The 14878-nt window shown below is 38.1% G+C and carries 13 protein-coding genes; 7 read left to right on the top strand and 6 right to left on the bottom strand.

Going from position 1 to position 14878, the window contains the following annotated elements; genetic code table 11:
- Positions 1 to 80: 80 nt before the first annotated feature.
- The 3 genes from MWU82_RS00135 to MWU82_RS00125 all read left to right on the top strand — a co-directional run bounded on the left by MWU82_RS00135 (position 81) and on the right by MWU82_RS00125 (position 3639).
- Entirely contained in the window at positions 81 to 1067 is a 987-nt protein-coding gene (locus MWU82_RS00135; protein ID WP_247094828.1) for a UDP-glucuronic acid decarboxylase family protein, read from the top strand.
- Between the two features lie 122 nt (positions 1068 to 1189).
- A complete protein-coding gene (gene purD / locus MWU82_RS00130) occupies positions 1190 to 2461 on the top strand; it encodes a phosphoribosylamine--glycine ligase (RefSeq protein ID WP_247094827.1) in 1272 nt (423 codons plus the stop codon).
- A 149-nt stretch (positions 2462 to 2610) separates the two neighbouring features.
- Entirely contained in the window at positions 2611 to 3639 is a 1029-nt protein-coding gene (locus MWU82_RS00125; RefSeq protein WP_247094826.1) for an alkaline phosphatase family protein, read from the top strand.
- A gap of 339 nt (positions 3640 to 3978) precedes the next feature.
- On the opposite strand, the gene MWU82_RS00120 is transcribed toward MWU82_RS00125, so the two are convergent.
- Complete coding sequence (locus tag MWU82_RS00120) at positions 3979 to 4200, bottom strand: uracil phosphoribosyltransferase (protein WP_215947554.1); 222 nt, start codon at positions 4198 to 4200, stop codon at positions 3979 to 3981.
- A gap of 39 nt (positions 4201 to 4239) precedes the next feature.
- On the opposite strand from MWU82_RS00120, the gene MWU82_RS00115 reads away from it, so the two are divergent.
- From MWU82_RS00115 to MWU82_RS00105, 3 genes are all read left to right on the top strand, one after another.
- The gene (locus MWU82_RS00115; protein WP_247094825.1) at positions 4240 to 5178 is read left to right on the top strand and encodes a hypothetical protein; all 939 of its coding nucleotides are present in this window, start codon (positions 4240 to 4242) and stop codon (positions 5176 to 5178) included.
- Between the two features lie 162 nt (positions 5179 to 5340).
- On the top strand, positions 5341 to 5943 hold the full coding sequence (locus MWU82_RS00110) for a DUF4254 domain-containing protein (RefSeq protein WP_215947552.1): 603 nt from the start codon (positions 5341 to 5343) through the stop codon (positions 5941 to 5943).
- A 46-nt stretch (positions 5944 to 5989) separates the two neighbouring features.
- Positions 5990 to 7117: a glycosyltransferase family 9 protein gene (locus tag MWU82_RS00105; protein ID WP_348646969.1), complete on the top strand. Its 1128-nt coding sequence runs from the start codon at positions 5990 to 5992 to the stop codon at positions 7115 to 7117.
- A gap of 52 nt (positions 7118 to 7169) precedes the next feature.
- Here the strand turns inward: MWU82_RS00105 and MWU82_RS00100 are convergent, their stop codons facing one another.
- The 5 genes from MWU82_RS00100 to MWU82_RS00080 form a co-directional block, all read right to left on the bottom strand.
- Positions 7170 to 7784 carry a TetR/AcrR family transcriptional regulator gene (locus MWU82_RS00100; RefSeq protein ID WP_215947551.1) on the bottom strand — a complete coding sequence of 205 codons (615 nt, stop codon included), beginning with the start codon at positions 7782 to 7784 and terminating at the stop codon, positions 7170 to 7172.
- Positions 7785 to 7995: 211 nt separating this feature from the next.
- On the bottom strand, positions 7996 to 9051 hold the full coding sequence (arsS, locus tag MWU82_RS00095; RefSeq protein ID WP_215947550.1) for an arsenosugar biosynthesis radical SAM (seleno)protein ArsS: 1056 nt from the start codon (positions 9049 to 9051) through the stop codon (positions 7996 to 7998).
- 131 nt (positions 9052 to 9182) lie between these two features.
- On the bottom strand, positions 9183 to 9518 hold the full coding sequence (locus tag MWU82_RS00090; RefSeq protein ID WP_072860116.1) for an arsenosugar biosynthesis-associated peroxidase-like protein: 336 nt from the start codon (positions 9516 to 9518) through the stop codon (positions 9183 to 9185).
- 206 nt (positions 9519 to 9724) lie between these two features.
- Positions 9725 to 10423 (bottom strand): DUF2064 domain-containing protein, encoded by a 699-nt coding sequence (locus MWU82_RS00085; protein ID WP_247094824.1) that lies wholly within the window; start codon positions 10421 to 10423, stop codon positions 9725 to 9727.
- Positions 10424 to 10653: 230 nt separating this feature from the next.
- On the bottom strand, positions 10654 to 12948 hold the full coding sequence (locus MWU82_RS00080; protein WP_247094823.1) for an Ig-like domain-containing protein: 2295 nt from the start codon (positions 12946 to 12948) through the stop codon (positions 10654 to 10656).
- 721 nt (positions 12949 to 13669) lie between these two features.
- Here MWU82_RS00080 and MWU82_RS00075 point away from each other — a divergent pair.
- Positions 13670 to 14830 carry an iron-containing alcohol dehydrogenase gene (locus tag MWU82_RS00075; protein WP_247094822.1) on the top strand — a complete coding sequence of 387 codons (1161 nt, stop codon included), beginning with the start codon at positions 13670 to 13672 and terminating at the stop codon, positions 14828 to 14830.
- Positions 14831 to 14878: the final 48 nt, after the last annotated feature.

Here is a 14878-nt window from a genome sequence, read left to right as displayed (position 1 = left end):
ATTAAACCATAATTATTTTTAACATTGCCTTATTCCTCTAAATTTGTCTGTTGTCAATCTTACCATAAAATAACTATTAGATGAAAAAAGTACTTATAACGGGCGCTGCCGGATTTCTAGGATCACACCTTTGCGACAGGATGATTAAAGAAGGTTTCTATGTTATTGGCATGGATAACCTGATCACGGGCGACCTAAAGAATATTGAACATCTATTCCCTTTAGAGCAATTCGAATTTCAACATCATGATGTTACGAAATTCGTCCATATACCGGGAGAGTTGGATTACATTTTGCATTTTGCCTCCCCAGCAAGTCCAATCGACTATTTAAAAATTCCTATTCAAACCCTTAAGGTAGGAGCCTTGGGAACCCACAATTTATTGGGATTGGCCAAGGAAAAACAGGCTAGGATTCTTATTGCCTCTACCTCTGAAATATACGGTGATCCCTTGGTTCATCCCCAGACAGAAGAGTACTATGGTAATGTAAATACCATTGGGCCCCGTGGGGTCTATGACGAAGCCAAACGTTTTCAGGAATCCATTACCATGGCTTACCATAGATTTCATGGTGTTGAAACCCGAATTGTTAGGATTTTTAACACCTATGGACCTAGAATGAGATTGAATGACGGTAGGGTTATTCCCGCTTTCATGGGACAGGCTCTACGTGGTGAAGATTTAACGGTATTTGGGGATGGTTCCCAAACCCGTTCTTTCTGTTTTGTCGATGATGAAATTGAAGGGATTTATAGACTATTGATGAGCAACTATTCACTTCCAGTGAACATTGGCAATCCACATGAAATTACCATCAAGGAGTTTGCGGAAGAAATCATCAATTTAACTGGAACGGACCAAAAAATAATATACAAACCTTTGCCTCAGGATGACCCAATGCAGCGTCAACCCGATATTTCAAAAGCAAAAGAAATTTTAGGCTGGGAACCTAAGGTGAGTAGAAAGGAAGGCATGAAGAAAACTTGGGATTACTTTAAGACACTTACCTCGGAAGAACTCAGAAAAACTGAACATCGTGATTTTTCGGATCGTAATAAAAAATAGAACAAGCCCACCCTTTTAGGTGGGTTTTTTTAGGCCTTAATATTACTGATAGTGCCATATATTTTAATAGAAGTATACCCTATATCCATTTCAAACCGTATTTTTGGGGAAATTTTTTAAGAATGAACATCCTGATCCTTGGTGCCGGAGGGCGCGAACATACCTTAGCTTGGAAGCTAAAGCAAAGTCCAAAACTTAAAAATCTTTATGTGGCTCCCGGAAATGCGGGAACCGCTGCCATAGCACAAAATGTACCCATTGGTGTAAACGATTTTGAAGCTATTAAAAAATGTGTGCTTTCGGAAAATATCGAAATGGTCATTGTAGGCCCCGAGGATCCATTGGTGAACGGGGTGCACGATTTTTTCCTCAACGATACCGATTTAAAAGATATCCCCGTCATAGGCCCACAAAAAGCAGCAGCTACCCTGGAAGGAAGCAAGCAGTTTGCCAAGGAGTTTATGATGCGCCATAACATCCCTACCGCGGCCTACGAAAGTTTCACCGCCGCAACCTTGAAAAAAGGATACGCTTTTTTGGAAACCCTTAAACCACCGTATGTTTTAAAAGCGGACGGACTTGCTGCAGGGAAAGGAGTATTGATTTTAAATGACCTACAGGAAGCCAAGGCCGAACTGAAAACCATGTTGATCGACTCCAAATTTGGAGCTGCCAGTACTACTGTGGTCATTGAAGAATTTTTGGATGGTATTGAACTGAGTTGTTTTGTGCTGACTGATGGAAAAGGATTTAAAGTCCTGCCTACCGCAAAAGATTATAAAAGAATTGGAGAAGGCGATACTGGATTGAATACAGGGGGTATGGGGGCCATTTCCCCAGTTCCTTTCGCAGATAAGGTTTTCATGGATAAAGTACTTGAGCGAATCGTAAAACCAACCGTAGAGGGCTTTAAATTGGATAATCTGCCTTATAAGGGATTTGTGTTCATTGGTTTGATAAAAGTAGGGGACGAACCAAAAGTAATTGAATACAACGTACGAATGGGCGATCCTGAAACCGAAGTGGTAATACCAAGAATAAAAAATGATTTGGTCGAAGTTTTTGAAGCCGTTGCAAACCAAAGCTTGGATAGCATCGCCCTGGAAATAGATGAGCGCGCCGCTACTACAGTAATGGCGGTATCAGGTGGTTATCCGGAAGCTTATGGGAAGGGAATGGAAATAACAGGTTTTGATGCTATAGAAGATGCCGTGGTATTCCATGCCGGAACCGAATTAAAAGAAGGCAGGGTCTTGACCAATGGCGGCAGGGTTTTGGCAGTTACCTCTTATGGTTCCAACTATAAGGAAGCACTGAAGAAATCCTATAAAAACATGGAGAAGCTACATTTCAACAAGATGTACTATCGTAAAGACCTAGGATTCGATCTTTAAGACTTTTCGAATTCCTATTTGTTGATTCATGCTTAATTTTAAGTAAATTTAGACATTGCTTATATTAAACACTAATGCTAAAAATAATAAATGGGTAAAACCGTTTAATTTATAATAGCATTCTACATTTTAATGTATTCGAATTGTTAATGAGGAAAAGTAAATTGTTTTATAGCGTTGTAAATGCAATTAAAATCGAACCAATAATGAATTTAGCCTATCGATTTCTGCCAACTATATTGCTGTTCATTGTTTTTACCGCCTGCTCTAATTCCTCTATTGAAACAGATGATTCAACTCCTATTTACCCTCAAAACAACTATAAAACAAAAAACGTTGTTGTAATAATAATGGACGGGGCCCGTTACTCCGAAACATGGGGGGACATTACGCAACAATATATCCCTAAGATCTCCGGCCAACTTGCATCCAAAGGAATAATAAATACAAGCTTTTACAACAATGGTCCTACTTGGACAATATCGGGTCACGCCGCTATTACCACTGGACATTACCAGGATCTAAATAATAGCGGGAAGGAAATTCCAAAATATTCATCAATATTTCAAAATTTTAGAAAAGCAAAAAATGTTAACGCAGCCTCTACATGGATGATTTCCAGCAAGGATAAATTGGAAGTCCTAAATAATTGTGTAGATTCTAATTGGAAAAATAAATATCAACCTAACACAAATTGTGGTGTAAATGGGCTAGGAAGTGGTTACCGGGAAGATGCTGTAACATTTGAAAAGATTTCGGAAATATTATCTAAGGACCAGCCACAATTAACCTTAATAAATCTAAGAGAACCTGATTTCTCGGGTCACACCGGTAATTGGAACGACTATTTAGATGGCTTAAGGGCATCTGATGAATATATATACCAAATTTGGCAATTCCTTGAAAATAATCCCTTTTACCAGGGTAAGACAAGCTTATTTATCACAAATGACCACGGTCGACACCTAGATGATTTGGGAGGATTCAGTTCACATGGTGATGATTGTGACGGCTGTAGACATATTCTATTTTATGCTCATGGTCCGGATTTCAAACAAAACACGGTAATAGATATAAAACGAGAATTAATTGACATCCCAAGCACAATCGCAGAATTATTAGGCTTTCCAATGCCTGATAGACCTGGAAAGGTAATGACTGAATTGTTTTTAAATTAAGTTTATCCTATATAATTGGAATCTTTACGTAAATATCCTATTCATGATAGAATTCCAATTATATCAAAATTACATTTTGGGTATGGCCTCAAAAAACCATTATTGGAAAGTAATAATGTATTACAATATCATACATGTATACATACTAAAATGATTATGCGGGCTACAACATTAAAAACACAACGAATATAAAAGGTAAAACACTAAGATTGGTAATTAGATTAATACATCACATGGTATATAAACCCGTGTGAAATACCTTACCAATTAGGCTGAAAATCCTCTATTTCTTTAGAACCCTCGAAGTTATTGAACTATTAATCTTATCCTTAAATTATACTATAAGTAAGAATGAGCTGTAGCGTCCTTATTTTCTTCGCCGCTATCATTGTATTTTTTCAACTCCAACATCCAATAAACGAAGGCTGCAGCGCCGATAAGCATAAAAATCCAATTTAGTGTATTTGCCCCCCACCAATTCTCCATAGCGCGCAAAGCGTCGAACGGAGCAAAAAGCACATTTACAAATAAATCCTCGATACCGTAAAAAAATGAATCCATCTTAATTATATTTACCATGCAAAAATATAAAAACCTAGGATGATTTCAAGCATTTTTGGAAGAACAAAACCAATAAATTATATAATACTTCTGGTATTCCTATTTTTTTTCTACTGGTTTGTCCATTTTTTTATATTCCAAAAATCCTATTCACCAGAACAATTATTGGGTCAAACAGCGATTCTGGGGTTCTTATCGTTCAGTATTTTTGTGGTTAATTTTATTGCCTTAAGAAATAAGATCACTGGAGGAAATTCCTTGGCGATCCTATTTTACACCCTGTTAATTGTACTTTTCCCGGAAGTGCTTATAGACCCCAATGCCATTCTCTGTAGTTTTTTTTTATTGCTCTCCATCCGTAGAATCCTGAGTTTCCGTAGTCTAAAAAACATTAAATTAAAAATTTTCGATGCCACTTTTTGGATAATGATAGCTAGTTTATTCTATGACTGGGCTCTATTGTATCTCGTGGTCGTCATTGTTGCCATATACTTTTATGAACCAAAAAATATTAAAAATTGGTTGGTCCCATTCGCTGCAATAATTGCTATGGTTCTAATTATGTTGGCAGTTCTGGCTTTGAGCAACAATATGGATTTTTTATGGAATCATTATTATTTCGATTTTCAGTTCAATGCCGTTTATTTCTATGACTGGAGTAATAGTACTCTTTTATTTCTTTATGTATCCATAGTTTTGCTTTGCGGTTTTTTAGCTTTTTTAAAACTGGGTAGTGTAGGAGTAGGGAAAATAGTGACAATGCGCCTTATAGTCCTTTTATTTTTTATTGGCTTGCTGGTGAAAGTTTTGAAATCCGCCCCAGACACCCACCCTATTTTAATTACTTTTTTCCCCGCAGTGGTTTTTATAACCACTTATGTCCAGTCTATAAAAAAGGATAGTGTCCGAGAAATTGTGTTAATGGCATCCGTTATAGTTCCCTTTATAGTATTCCTGACCAATGCCCTAATGAAGTAAAATAACACTTGGCAGAGGTCTTTTGCCAATCTGTAATTAGTACCCAATAAAGTATCTTCCTTAACAAAAATAAATAGGTAAAAGGAATAGCAAGAAACAGCCCTTAATAAATAAAATCCGTTTTTTAAATAAACGGTATCTTTGCCGTAAAATATTGTCATTATGTTCAGCGATTTTGCCTTTAGAATATTTGAAGAAAGCATCGAAAAATATCATCAAAAAGATGATGTATCCCAAGAGTTCCACAACCCCTATCCAAAGGACGATATATCCCATCTCCTATACCGTAAAAATTGGATAGATACTGTGCAATGGCATTATGAAGACATTATACGTGACCCCAATATTGAACCGGTGGCCGCGTTAAAATTAAAAAGGCAGATTGATGCCAGTAATCAGGATAGGACGGACCTGGTAGAATTTATTGATAGTTACTTCCTAAATAAATACCAATCGGTAGAAAAAGATAAAAATGCCACAATAAATACGGAAAGTCCCGCTTGGGCCATAGACCGACTTTCCATTTTGGCCCTGAAAATATATCATATGCAGGAAGAAGTTAATAGAACGGATGCCACCCAAGATCATGTCCAAAAATGCCAAAATAAACTGAATGTCCTTTTGGAACAAAAGAAAGACCTTTGCTCTGCTATAGATCAATTATTAGCGGATATTGAATCTGGCAAAAAATACATGAAAGTGTACAAGCAGATGAAAATGTACAATGATAATGAACTAAATCCTGTTCTCCGAAAAACCCCCTAACGCCAAAATTTGCCATCCCTTTTTTAAGGGATCATCGAATATATAAATGGAAATAGCGCCCGAAATTCCAATTACCTCTACGGAGACCTCTAAAAATAGTACAGGAAAACCCGCCTTTTCGGATGGGGAAGGAATACATATTCTGGTAATTCGATTGTCAGCCATGGGAGACGTAGCCATGACCGTTCCTGTAATATCGGCCTTGTTGAAACAATATCCCAACGTTAAAGTTACCGTGCTTACCAGAGCGTTTTTTAGCCCTCTTTTTTCTGAAGTCAAAAATGTAACCGTATATGAAGCGGATGTAAAAGGCAAGCACAAAGGCATATTTGGCCTTTGGAAGCTCTATAAGGAACTTAAATGTCTAAACACAGATATGGTTGCCGATCTGCACAATGTGCTGCGCAGCAACATCCTTAGACAGTATTTTAGGCTGGGATCTATTCCGTTTGTCCAAGTGGATAAGGGCAGAGCAGAAAAGAAAGCATTGACCTCCTTGTCCCATAAGGTTTTTGAACCCTTAAAAACTACCCACCAACGCTATGCAGATGTTTTTGGGAAACTGGGCATGCCCATAGATTTGGAAAATGCAAGTCCACTGCCTAAAAGGGCCATAGCCCCTTCCACAATGGAATTGGTGAAGGGCAAAGAACGAAAATGGCTAGGCATTGCTCCTTTTGCAGCCTTTGACGGCAAAATGTATCCTTTGGATTTGATGGAAAAGGTAGTTCATATCCTTAACGAAACCGGTGGCTACAAAATTTTGTTATTTGGTGGAGGGAAAAGGGAAAAAATCATATTGGATAAATGGGATAGTATTTACGAGAATAGTATCAATCTGGTGGGTAAATTGACCTTCAAGGAGGAGTTGGCATTAATCTCACAGTTAAATCTAATGTTGGCCATGGATAGTGGCAATGCCCATTTAGCAGCATTATTTGGAGTCCCTACCCTAACTTTATGGGGTGTTACCCATCCGTATGCGGGATTCTATCCATTTAAACAAGATCCACAAAATGCATTGTTGGCGGATAGGGAGCAATTTCCATTGATCCCCACCTCGGTCTATGGAAAAAAATACCCCCCTGGGTATGAAAATGTAATGCGCACCATTGTACCGGAGGATGTTCTTTCCAAAATTGAGGAAATTATAAATGGTCAATTATCACGATAATTAGTCGGGTGATTTTGAGCAGCGGGATCTAGTCGCTTCTGAAAACAACAAACTATGCCGGCTCTTTGTACTCTATTAATTTAAAGTATTGACGAAGCTGTTGAATATACTTATATCGCAACATTTTACTATTACCTTCAACCATTAAGGTCCTTATCCCGATATAGGACGAAATTAGGTAAGTAGCCACGGCTTCACTATCTATATGCCGGTCTACATATCCATCCGTTTTTCCCTTTTGAAGGGCAGTTACCAAATTAACTTCCCACACTTTCAAAATGTCCTGAAGGTAATTCATTATATCAGGGTTCTTCCCGTTAAATTCGGTAATAAAATTACTCAAAACAAATCCGTAATCCAGAAAGTTATGCTCTGCAGTTTCCAATGCATCATCAAAACAGGCTACAATCTTATTCAAGGGATCTTCCTGACCTTCAATGGGTTCTATCAGACTGCTATAAACCTTTCTAAATAATAGGTTTTGCACAATACTAATGAAAAATTCTTCCTTGGATTGAAAATGGTAGTAAAACGCACCTTTAGAGAGGGAGAGTTCCTTTAAAATATCGTCAATACTGGTATTATGATAGCCCTTTTGGTAAAAAATTTCCAAGCCGGTAGTTTGTATGCGTTGCATGGTAGCCATGCGTTTCAATTGTTTGTCCATAAGATTTGGTTTTCTATAAACAGACCTATAAGTCTGTTACCCTAACTCTAATTATGGACTTTTATTTAAAAAATAAAGCTGAAAATAACTTTAAATCGATAAAATACACAAAAAAAGCAATCTTAAGGACAATCTTTAACCGGTACAAACCGAATGGTCCATTTATATTTAATTTATAAATTGACTTTTAAGCATAAAAATGGGATGGATTCTAAGTAACAGACCCTTGACAACTACTCCCCGCCCCTGCCGTACACCCAAAACAGTGCTGCGAAACTATGATGTTCCTATCTGTAAGAACCTCTTCGTTATAGTCCTTAATGTGTTTAATTTTGCTAGCCACTTTAAGGCCTAACATCTGATTGAAGTCGCAATCGTACAACCATCCATCCCAACTCACTGAAATGGTATTGGTGCACATTACATTGGCAACGGCCGAAGGATTATAGGCGTCTACTAGGGAATACATATAATCTTCATAATTCCCAGAAGCGATCAAATAATCCAAAAAACGAGCTATAGGTAGATTTGTAATGGCAAAGAGATTATGGAACTGAATTTCAAAATCCTCGATAAGCGCCTTTTTAAAGTCGCGCTCCATAGCTACCTGATCTCCAGGTAAAAAAGCACCGGACGGATTATAGACCAGATCCAATCTCAACGAACTATCCGGCATACCATATCCTACGGCATTCAATTCCTGAAGTGCTTTGATCGACTTGTCGAACACTCCTTCTCCCCGCTGTTTGTCTGTCTTTCCACGAGTGTAATGTGGCATAGAGGAAATCACGTGGATATTGTGTTTCTTAAAAAATTGGGGAAGGTCATAATATTTCTTGTTCGCCCTAATTATGGTAAGATTGGAGCGTACAATAAAATCCTTTATCCCCGCTTTGGCGGCCTCTTCCACAAACCACCTAAAGTTTGGATTCATTTCCGGGGCACCACCTGTTAGATCCAAGGTATGGGCACCTGTATTGCGAATAACCTCCAAACATTGCTCCATGGTTTCCCTGGTCATTATTTCCTTTCTATCAGGACCTGCATCCACATGACAGTGTTCACAAACCTGGTTGCACATATAACCAACATTGATCTGTAGGATTTCCAATTTTTTTGGGCGCAATGGAAACTGCCCTATTTGTGCAATTTTATCCTTAAAAAAGGGCAATTCCCCATTTTCGAAAATACCGCCTTCAAGGATTTCCAATTGTTTATTATCTGTGACAAGGGCATTGTGCCTTGCCTTTAAAGATTTTGTTGCCATTTTTACTGAGTATTCATTTGTTAATAGGGCATCACCTCAAAAGATTACAAAACTTGTGGCATTTTAGCCCAAAAGCCTACAAAATTCTCGCTAGAAAAAAACTTAAGAGATTAGTAGCAATGCCACTTAAATTACATGGATAGCTTATTGTATTTATTCATCATTTGAACTCCATGTACTAATGTAGCGCCACTTTCTATAGCCGCACCTGCGTGTACCGCTTCCATCATCTCCTCCTTGGTTATTCCTTTTTGCAAACCGTCTTTGGTATAGGCATCAATGCAATAGGGACACTTTACCACATGGGCCACTGCCAAAGCGATTAGAGATTTTTCCCTAGCACTAAGGGCTCCTTCCTCAAATACTTTTCCGTAGTAATCGAAGAATTTGGTCCCAAGTTCCTCGCTCCATTCGGTTATATTTCCAAACTTGCGTAAATCTGCCGGGTCATAATAAGAATCTGCCATTATATATTTTTTATTATAGTTATTTTTTTGGAAACCACTCGTTGTTAGGATTTCCGTTGTTAGTGATTAAAAACGTTTTAGGCCCACTTCCATTACAGCAATATTATATTGCAATAGTAAGTAACAATACAAATGTAGAGTCCCGTTATATAAATTATGAACGATAAGGTCGAAAGTGATTTGGAAATTGATTTCCTTAACCAATACTAGTTAATGAAGTGGAAAGGGGAGCCCTTATTAAAATAAGTGCTGTTAAGTCTAAAGCTTAATGGAATATAAGCCTGAAGAATAATTTTTTGGGTCGATGTAACTAATGAAAGGATTATTTGAAAGATCTTTCCTCTACCATTATTTAGTCCTTTTAGAATCCTCTTTAAATCTGCATTAGTATCCAAGTCCAACAAGACTCGAAGTTGAATTACACGTACGTTGGAAGATTCAATTACCGTTGTTATTTTTTTGGCAAGTGTATTGGTTTTCCAAGGCAATTCAACAAAAGCCTTGGTATCAAACTGAGATTTATGTAGTCCCATTAAATAAAATCCTCCGTCACTTGATGGTCCCAAAACAAACTTATTTGCACTCAGGTTTCCCGAAGCTTTCACGATATCGGAAACCTTTAATTGGGGGGTATCGTTGCCTATGGTAATGACATTATCAAATCCCTTATCGAAAATGGATTTGATGGCATTTACAAACCTCTCTCCAAAAGAGTTTCCGTATTGCTCCTTTTCGGTTAGAAGAAAATAAGGAAGTCCTGTTTTTTTTGCAGTACTTATTGCATGTTCCGTTAACCCTTGAAATAATACACTACCCTTGGGGATGGCCTTATGTTTCAATTCCTCCTCAGAGGAATTGGCAAACACCAAAATTGCAGTTGTAAATATTTTTAAGGTTTCGGGCATTGCTCTTGTTATTTCATAAACATACAATAAAATCCTAGAATTGCTTGGTCGATTGCCGAACCATTTCATTACAAGAATTGGCCATAACAATATCTGTTTATTGCAAATTAAACTAATTGGTTGGTTATCTGAGGAAGGGACTCTGCATATTGCAATACAGAAGTACTGAAATCAAAAAAAAATCAGCTTCAATTTGAAGCTGATTTTATAAGTTAACTTATGTCTATTTTTTACTCCCGTACTATGGGAATAGTCTGTTTTGAAACTGAAGAAACAAGTGTCAAGTAATAAACTCCTGGTATTTGTCTTCCCAAATTGGAAAGTTGCAAGTCAACATCGGTTTGTGATTGCGATGTTGTAAACTCTCCCTGTTCCAATTGAATACCAATCGCATTGGTCACATAATAGGTATATTCTCCTGAAGTACCTGTAGGTAATTTAAGACTAATTCTGCCATCACTTTTAACAGGGTTAGGGTAGGCAATAGTTTTAGCTGTAAGCCCAGAGCTAGCAGCTATTGAAAAATTAATTGTTGTATTGGCAATAATACTTCCAGAGCCATTACTGCCCGAATACGCAACAGCTTTCAAACTATAGGATCCGTTAGGCAGGTTAGCAGAAACGTAATCCCCATTTGTATCACCAAATAAAGCATAAGGCGCGGCAGATTCTGTCCAGCTTCTAGACAATGCACCCGAAAGGGTAAAGACAACACTTTGAGTATTTGTTGGTGCATTAGCCCTAACATTAACCCCTTGGGCATCATTTGAGCTCAGGGAGGTACCGTTGGAAAGCGGACCAATACTTGCATTAGAGGAGGCATTGATTAAATTAAAGCTTATAGCAGAAGGTGTGGGTGTTGGATTGGTGGGTGTTGTTGGTGTCCCAGAACCAGCTACAATAACTATTGTACTTGAAGCTGTAGCCCCAGAATTGTTGGTCACAACCACTTTTATCTCATGATTACCAGCTGCAATTCCTACTATGTGATGAGGTGTAAAACTAGCTCCATCCGTATCCACCAATATGCCGTTTACATAAATTTGATATTTAACAATACTTCCATCCGTATCGCTAGCATTTACTCCAACAGAAACTGTACTTCCTGGAGTAACTTGCTGCCCATTATATAAGGTAGTAAAGCCAACAGAAGGAGCATTATTTCCACCCGTTGGAGGAGTTGGGGTTGGAGTTGGAGGTACGGGTGAACTACCGCCAACAGTAATATTTACTGTAGCCGAAGTAATCGCACCACTATTATCGGTAACCGTGGCCTTTATGGCGTAGCTTCCGGCACTTAACTGGCTAAGCAGATGAGGTGTATATGATGATCCGTCCGTATCAACTAATGAATTGTTCACAAAAATTTGATACTTTGATATACTACCATCAGAATCACTGGCCGTTAACCCCACCGATAAATTGCTGTTAACAGCAAAATTCTGACCATTGGTGATATTAGTAAAACTAACAGAAGGTGGATTATTTCCTGCAGGTGGGGTTGGAGAAGGAGGAGGGGTCGTACTTCCTCCCACGGTGAAGTTAACCGTTGCCGAGGTACTTGCACCACTGTTATCTGTAACTGTGGCTTTTACGGCATAGCTTCCTGCTGTTAACGCGCTAAGCAAATAGGGCGAGTAACTTGCCCCATCTGTATCTACTAGGGTGTTATTCACAAAAATTTGATATTTGGAAATACTTCCATCAGAATCATTTGCAGATAGCCCAACAGATAAACTACTGCCTACTGAAAAATTCTGTCCGTTAGTGATGTTCGAGAAACTCACAGTTGGTGAAGTGTTGTTCGCCGGTGGTGTTGTTGGAGGGGTAGGAGTTGTTGGAGGGGTAGAACCTCCACTACAATTTGTCTGAGCAGTGGATAAGTTTTGGGCACTGGATGCAGAATAGCTACTCTCTTTGTACAGAACCATTCTATCAATGGAATGTCCGGAAGATCTACCGGATACTTGAATGGAATAAACACCAGCTTGATTAAAAGTTGCATATATAAAATGATCATCGTGATCACTGGTCTGAGTAGACCAACTCCAATTAATAACATTGGTGAAAATTTTAAAATATCCACCAGATGTAGCGCCATTAGCGACTGGAGATTTACCTGACCCCCCTGGGTAAACCCTATGTGAGCCTTTTAAACCATAAAAATCTGAGGCATTGATTTTCAACCAGGAATCGTTATGTTCGGTGGAGGGATTAGAACTAGCGATTACACCGATTTTATTCCTCCAAATAAACCTATAAGTTCCCGGAGAATTAATCCTTACACTATACGTTATGACAGAACTACCGGGTGCTCCAAATGAGTCACTACCCCTATATACTATAGCCGAATTTGCAGACGCATCCGGAACTGACTCCTTGCGCCAGCTACCTGCCAATTTGGCTTCCATTTCCAAAATGGCAATTCCATTTCTTTCTTCAAAATCGACACCTGTACACTGGGCGTAGGCCTGATAGAAAAAAATAATGTTAATTAATAAAAATAGAGTAATTTTTGTTTTCATAATTCATAAATGTTTGTGGGGTTAATATTGAATAATTTGTTAAAAAAATCCTACTAAAACGTAAACGCTTCAATAAGTACTTGAAAGCCAAATCAAAGCAAAAAACTCGCTTCAACATTGCTCTTAAAAAAATGTTAAGGGGGATTGGATGCGAAAATACGATGAACCTATCGAAATATCAGGTAATACGACAAAATTTAACATAAATTTCATAGCGCAAACCAAATTGTCAGATAATTACTTCAATTAGCAAGCTTTTTATGTTAAAAACCTACCCTATAATTATATTTAAGAACAACTCAACGGTCTACTCATTCAATACAGGCCATTAAAAAACATCAAATTATAATATCACCTTAGGACAGAAAAAGGTCGGCTGATAATGGTTGAATTGTTGGTAACCGACTCCTCAGTTTAAAGAAAATTAAAATTAATGGGGCACCAAACACCAAAGGAGAGTTTCCTAAGGTGGTTCCAATTGAAAAATATAGGCCTGGACTTACCTATTTTGCAATTATTGAACAAATGGATTCTTTACCCATAAACCTTGATCATCTTAAGCAATTTTTGGAAAATGAAATTCAACATTCCGTTTTTGTAAAGAACCTAAAGTCCTTAATCTTATAGTTTTGTTAAAGTCAATCAAAAAGTGAATGAACATTCATTTTCTTGTATCTTTGCACTGTATTTAAATATATGTTAAACATTATACGCTATCAATATGAATAATTTCAAATATAAAAATCCGACTAAAATCTTGTTTGGAAAAGGACAAATAGAAAACTTGACCGAAGAAATTCCCACCAATGCCAAAATATTAATGCTATATGGGGGAGGAAGCATTAAAAAAAATGGTATTTACGACCAGGTAAAAAAAACATTGCAAAATTTTGAGGTGATCGAATTTGGGGGTATTCCCGCAAATCCGGAATATGAAACTCTATTGCGTGCCCTGCAGTTAATAAAATCCGAGAATATTACTTTTTTGCTTGCGGTAGGTGGAGGTTCTGTTATAGACGGCACCAAATTATTATCCGCAGCTGCACTTTATAAAGGTGACACTCCTTGGGATCTATTAACACAAAAAACACCAACATTGGAAGGTCTACCTTTTGGAACTGTCCTGACCTTACCTGCAACCGGTTCTGAAATGAATTCAGGAGCGGTGATTACCAGGGCAGAAACCAAGGAAAAGTTGGCCATGGGCGGACCTGGATTGTTCCCTGTATTTTCCATTCTAGATCCACAAGTAATAGCCTCAATTCCAGAGCGCCAATTAGCAAATGGAATAGCAGATGCCTTTACCCATGTACTGGAGCAATATATGACCTATCCCATAGGAGCCTCCCTTCAAGATCGCATGGCAGAGAGTGTTTTACAGACCTTGATAGAGGTGGCACCCATTATAATTAAAAATCCCAAGGATTATACAGCGGCATCCAATTTCATGTGGAGCTGCACCATGGCCCTTAACGGTCTATTGCCCTTGGGTGTACCTACCGACTGGGCAGTGCATGCCATTGGGCATGAATTAACGGCGCTCTACGGTATAGATCATGCCAGAACTTTGGCCGTGATTGCCCCAAGTCATTATCGCTATAATTTTGACGGTAAAAAGGAAAAATTGGCCCAATATGCAGAGCGAGTTTGGAATATCACAGAAGGAACTTTGGAGGAAAAAGCCAATTTGGGTATTGAAAAAACGGAGTCCTTTTTTCATGAATTGGGAATAAAAACCAAGCTTTCCGATTATACGAAGGAATTTGATGGAAGCGCAAAAGTCATTTCAAATAGATTTACAGATAGAGGTTGGTTGGGCCTAGGTGAGCATAAAGCTCTCTCCCCCTCCGATGTAGCTAAAATTGTAGAAATGGCTTATTAGGCCTTTGGAAACGCAAATAATTAGATACTAAGCACATTCTTGCTGTAA

This window comes from Arenibacter sp. S6351L (assembly GCF_023016025.1).
GTDB classification, from domain to species: Bacteria; Bacteroidota; Bacteroidia; order Flavobacteriales; family Flavobacteriaceae; genus Arenibacter; species Arenibacter algicola_B.
Note: the sequence above shows the minus strand (reverse complement) of the source record. Positions and strands in the feature narration are given on the sequence as shown.

Bases quoted from the DNA above. Each gene is read 5' to 3' on its own strand.
- MWU82_RS00135 (WP_247094828.1), top strand. From the start codon at position 81: ATGAAAAAAGTACTTATAACGGGCGCTGCCGGATTTCTAGGATCACAC.
- purD (WP_247094827.1), top strand. From the start codon at position 1,190: ATGAACATCCTGATCCTTGGTGCCGGAGGGCGCGAACATACCTTAGCT.
- MWU82_RS00125 (WP_247094826.1), top strand. From the start codon at position 2,611: ATGAGGAAAAGTAAATTGTTTTATAGCGTTGTAAATGCAATTAAAATC.
- MWU82_RS00120 (WP_215947554.1), bottom strand. From the start codon at position 4,200: ATGGATTCATTTTTTTACGGTATCGAGGATTTATTTGTAAATGTGCTT.
- MWU82_RS00115 (WP_247094825.1), top strand. From the start codon at position 4,240: ATGATTTCAAGCATTTTTGGAAGAACAAAACCAATAAATTATATAATA.
- MWU82_RS00110 (WP_215947552.1), top strand. From the start codon at position 5,341: ATGTTCAGCGATTTTGCCTTTAGAATATTTGAAGAAAGCATCGAAAAA.
- MWU82_RS00105 (WP_348646969.1), top strand. From the start codon at position 5,990: ATGGAAATAGCGCCCGAAATTCCAATTACCTCTACGGAGACCTCTAAA.
- MWU82_RS00100 (WP_215947551.1), bottom strand. From the start codon at position 7,784: ATGGACAAACAATTGAAACGCATGGCTACCATGCAACGCATACAAACT.
- arsS (WP_215947550.1), bottom strand. From the start codon at position 9,051: ATGGCAACAAAATCTTTAAAGGCAAGGCACAATGCCCTTGTCACAGAT.
- MWU82_RS00090 (WP_072860116.1), bottom strand. From the start codon at position 9,518: ATGGCAGATTCTTATTATGACCCGGCAGATTTACGCAAGTTTGGAAAT.
- MWU82_RS00085 (WP_247094824.1), bottom strand. From the start codon at position 10,423: ATGCCCGAAACCTTAAAAATATTTACAACTGCAATTTTGGTGTTTGCC.
- MWU82_RS00080 (WP_247094823.1), bottom strand. From the start codon at position 12,948: ATGAAAACAAAAATTACTCTATTTTTATTAATTAACATTATTTTTTTC.
- MWU82_RS00075 (WP_247094822.1), top strand. From the start codon at position 13,670: ATGAATAATTTCAAATATAAAAATCCGACTAAAATCTTGTTTGGAAAA.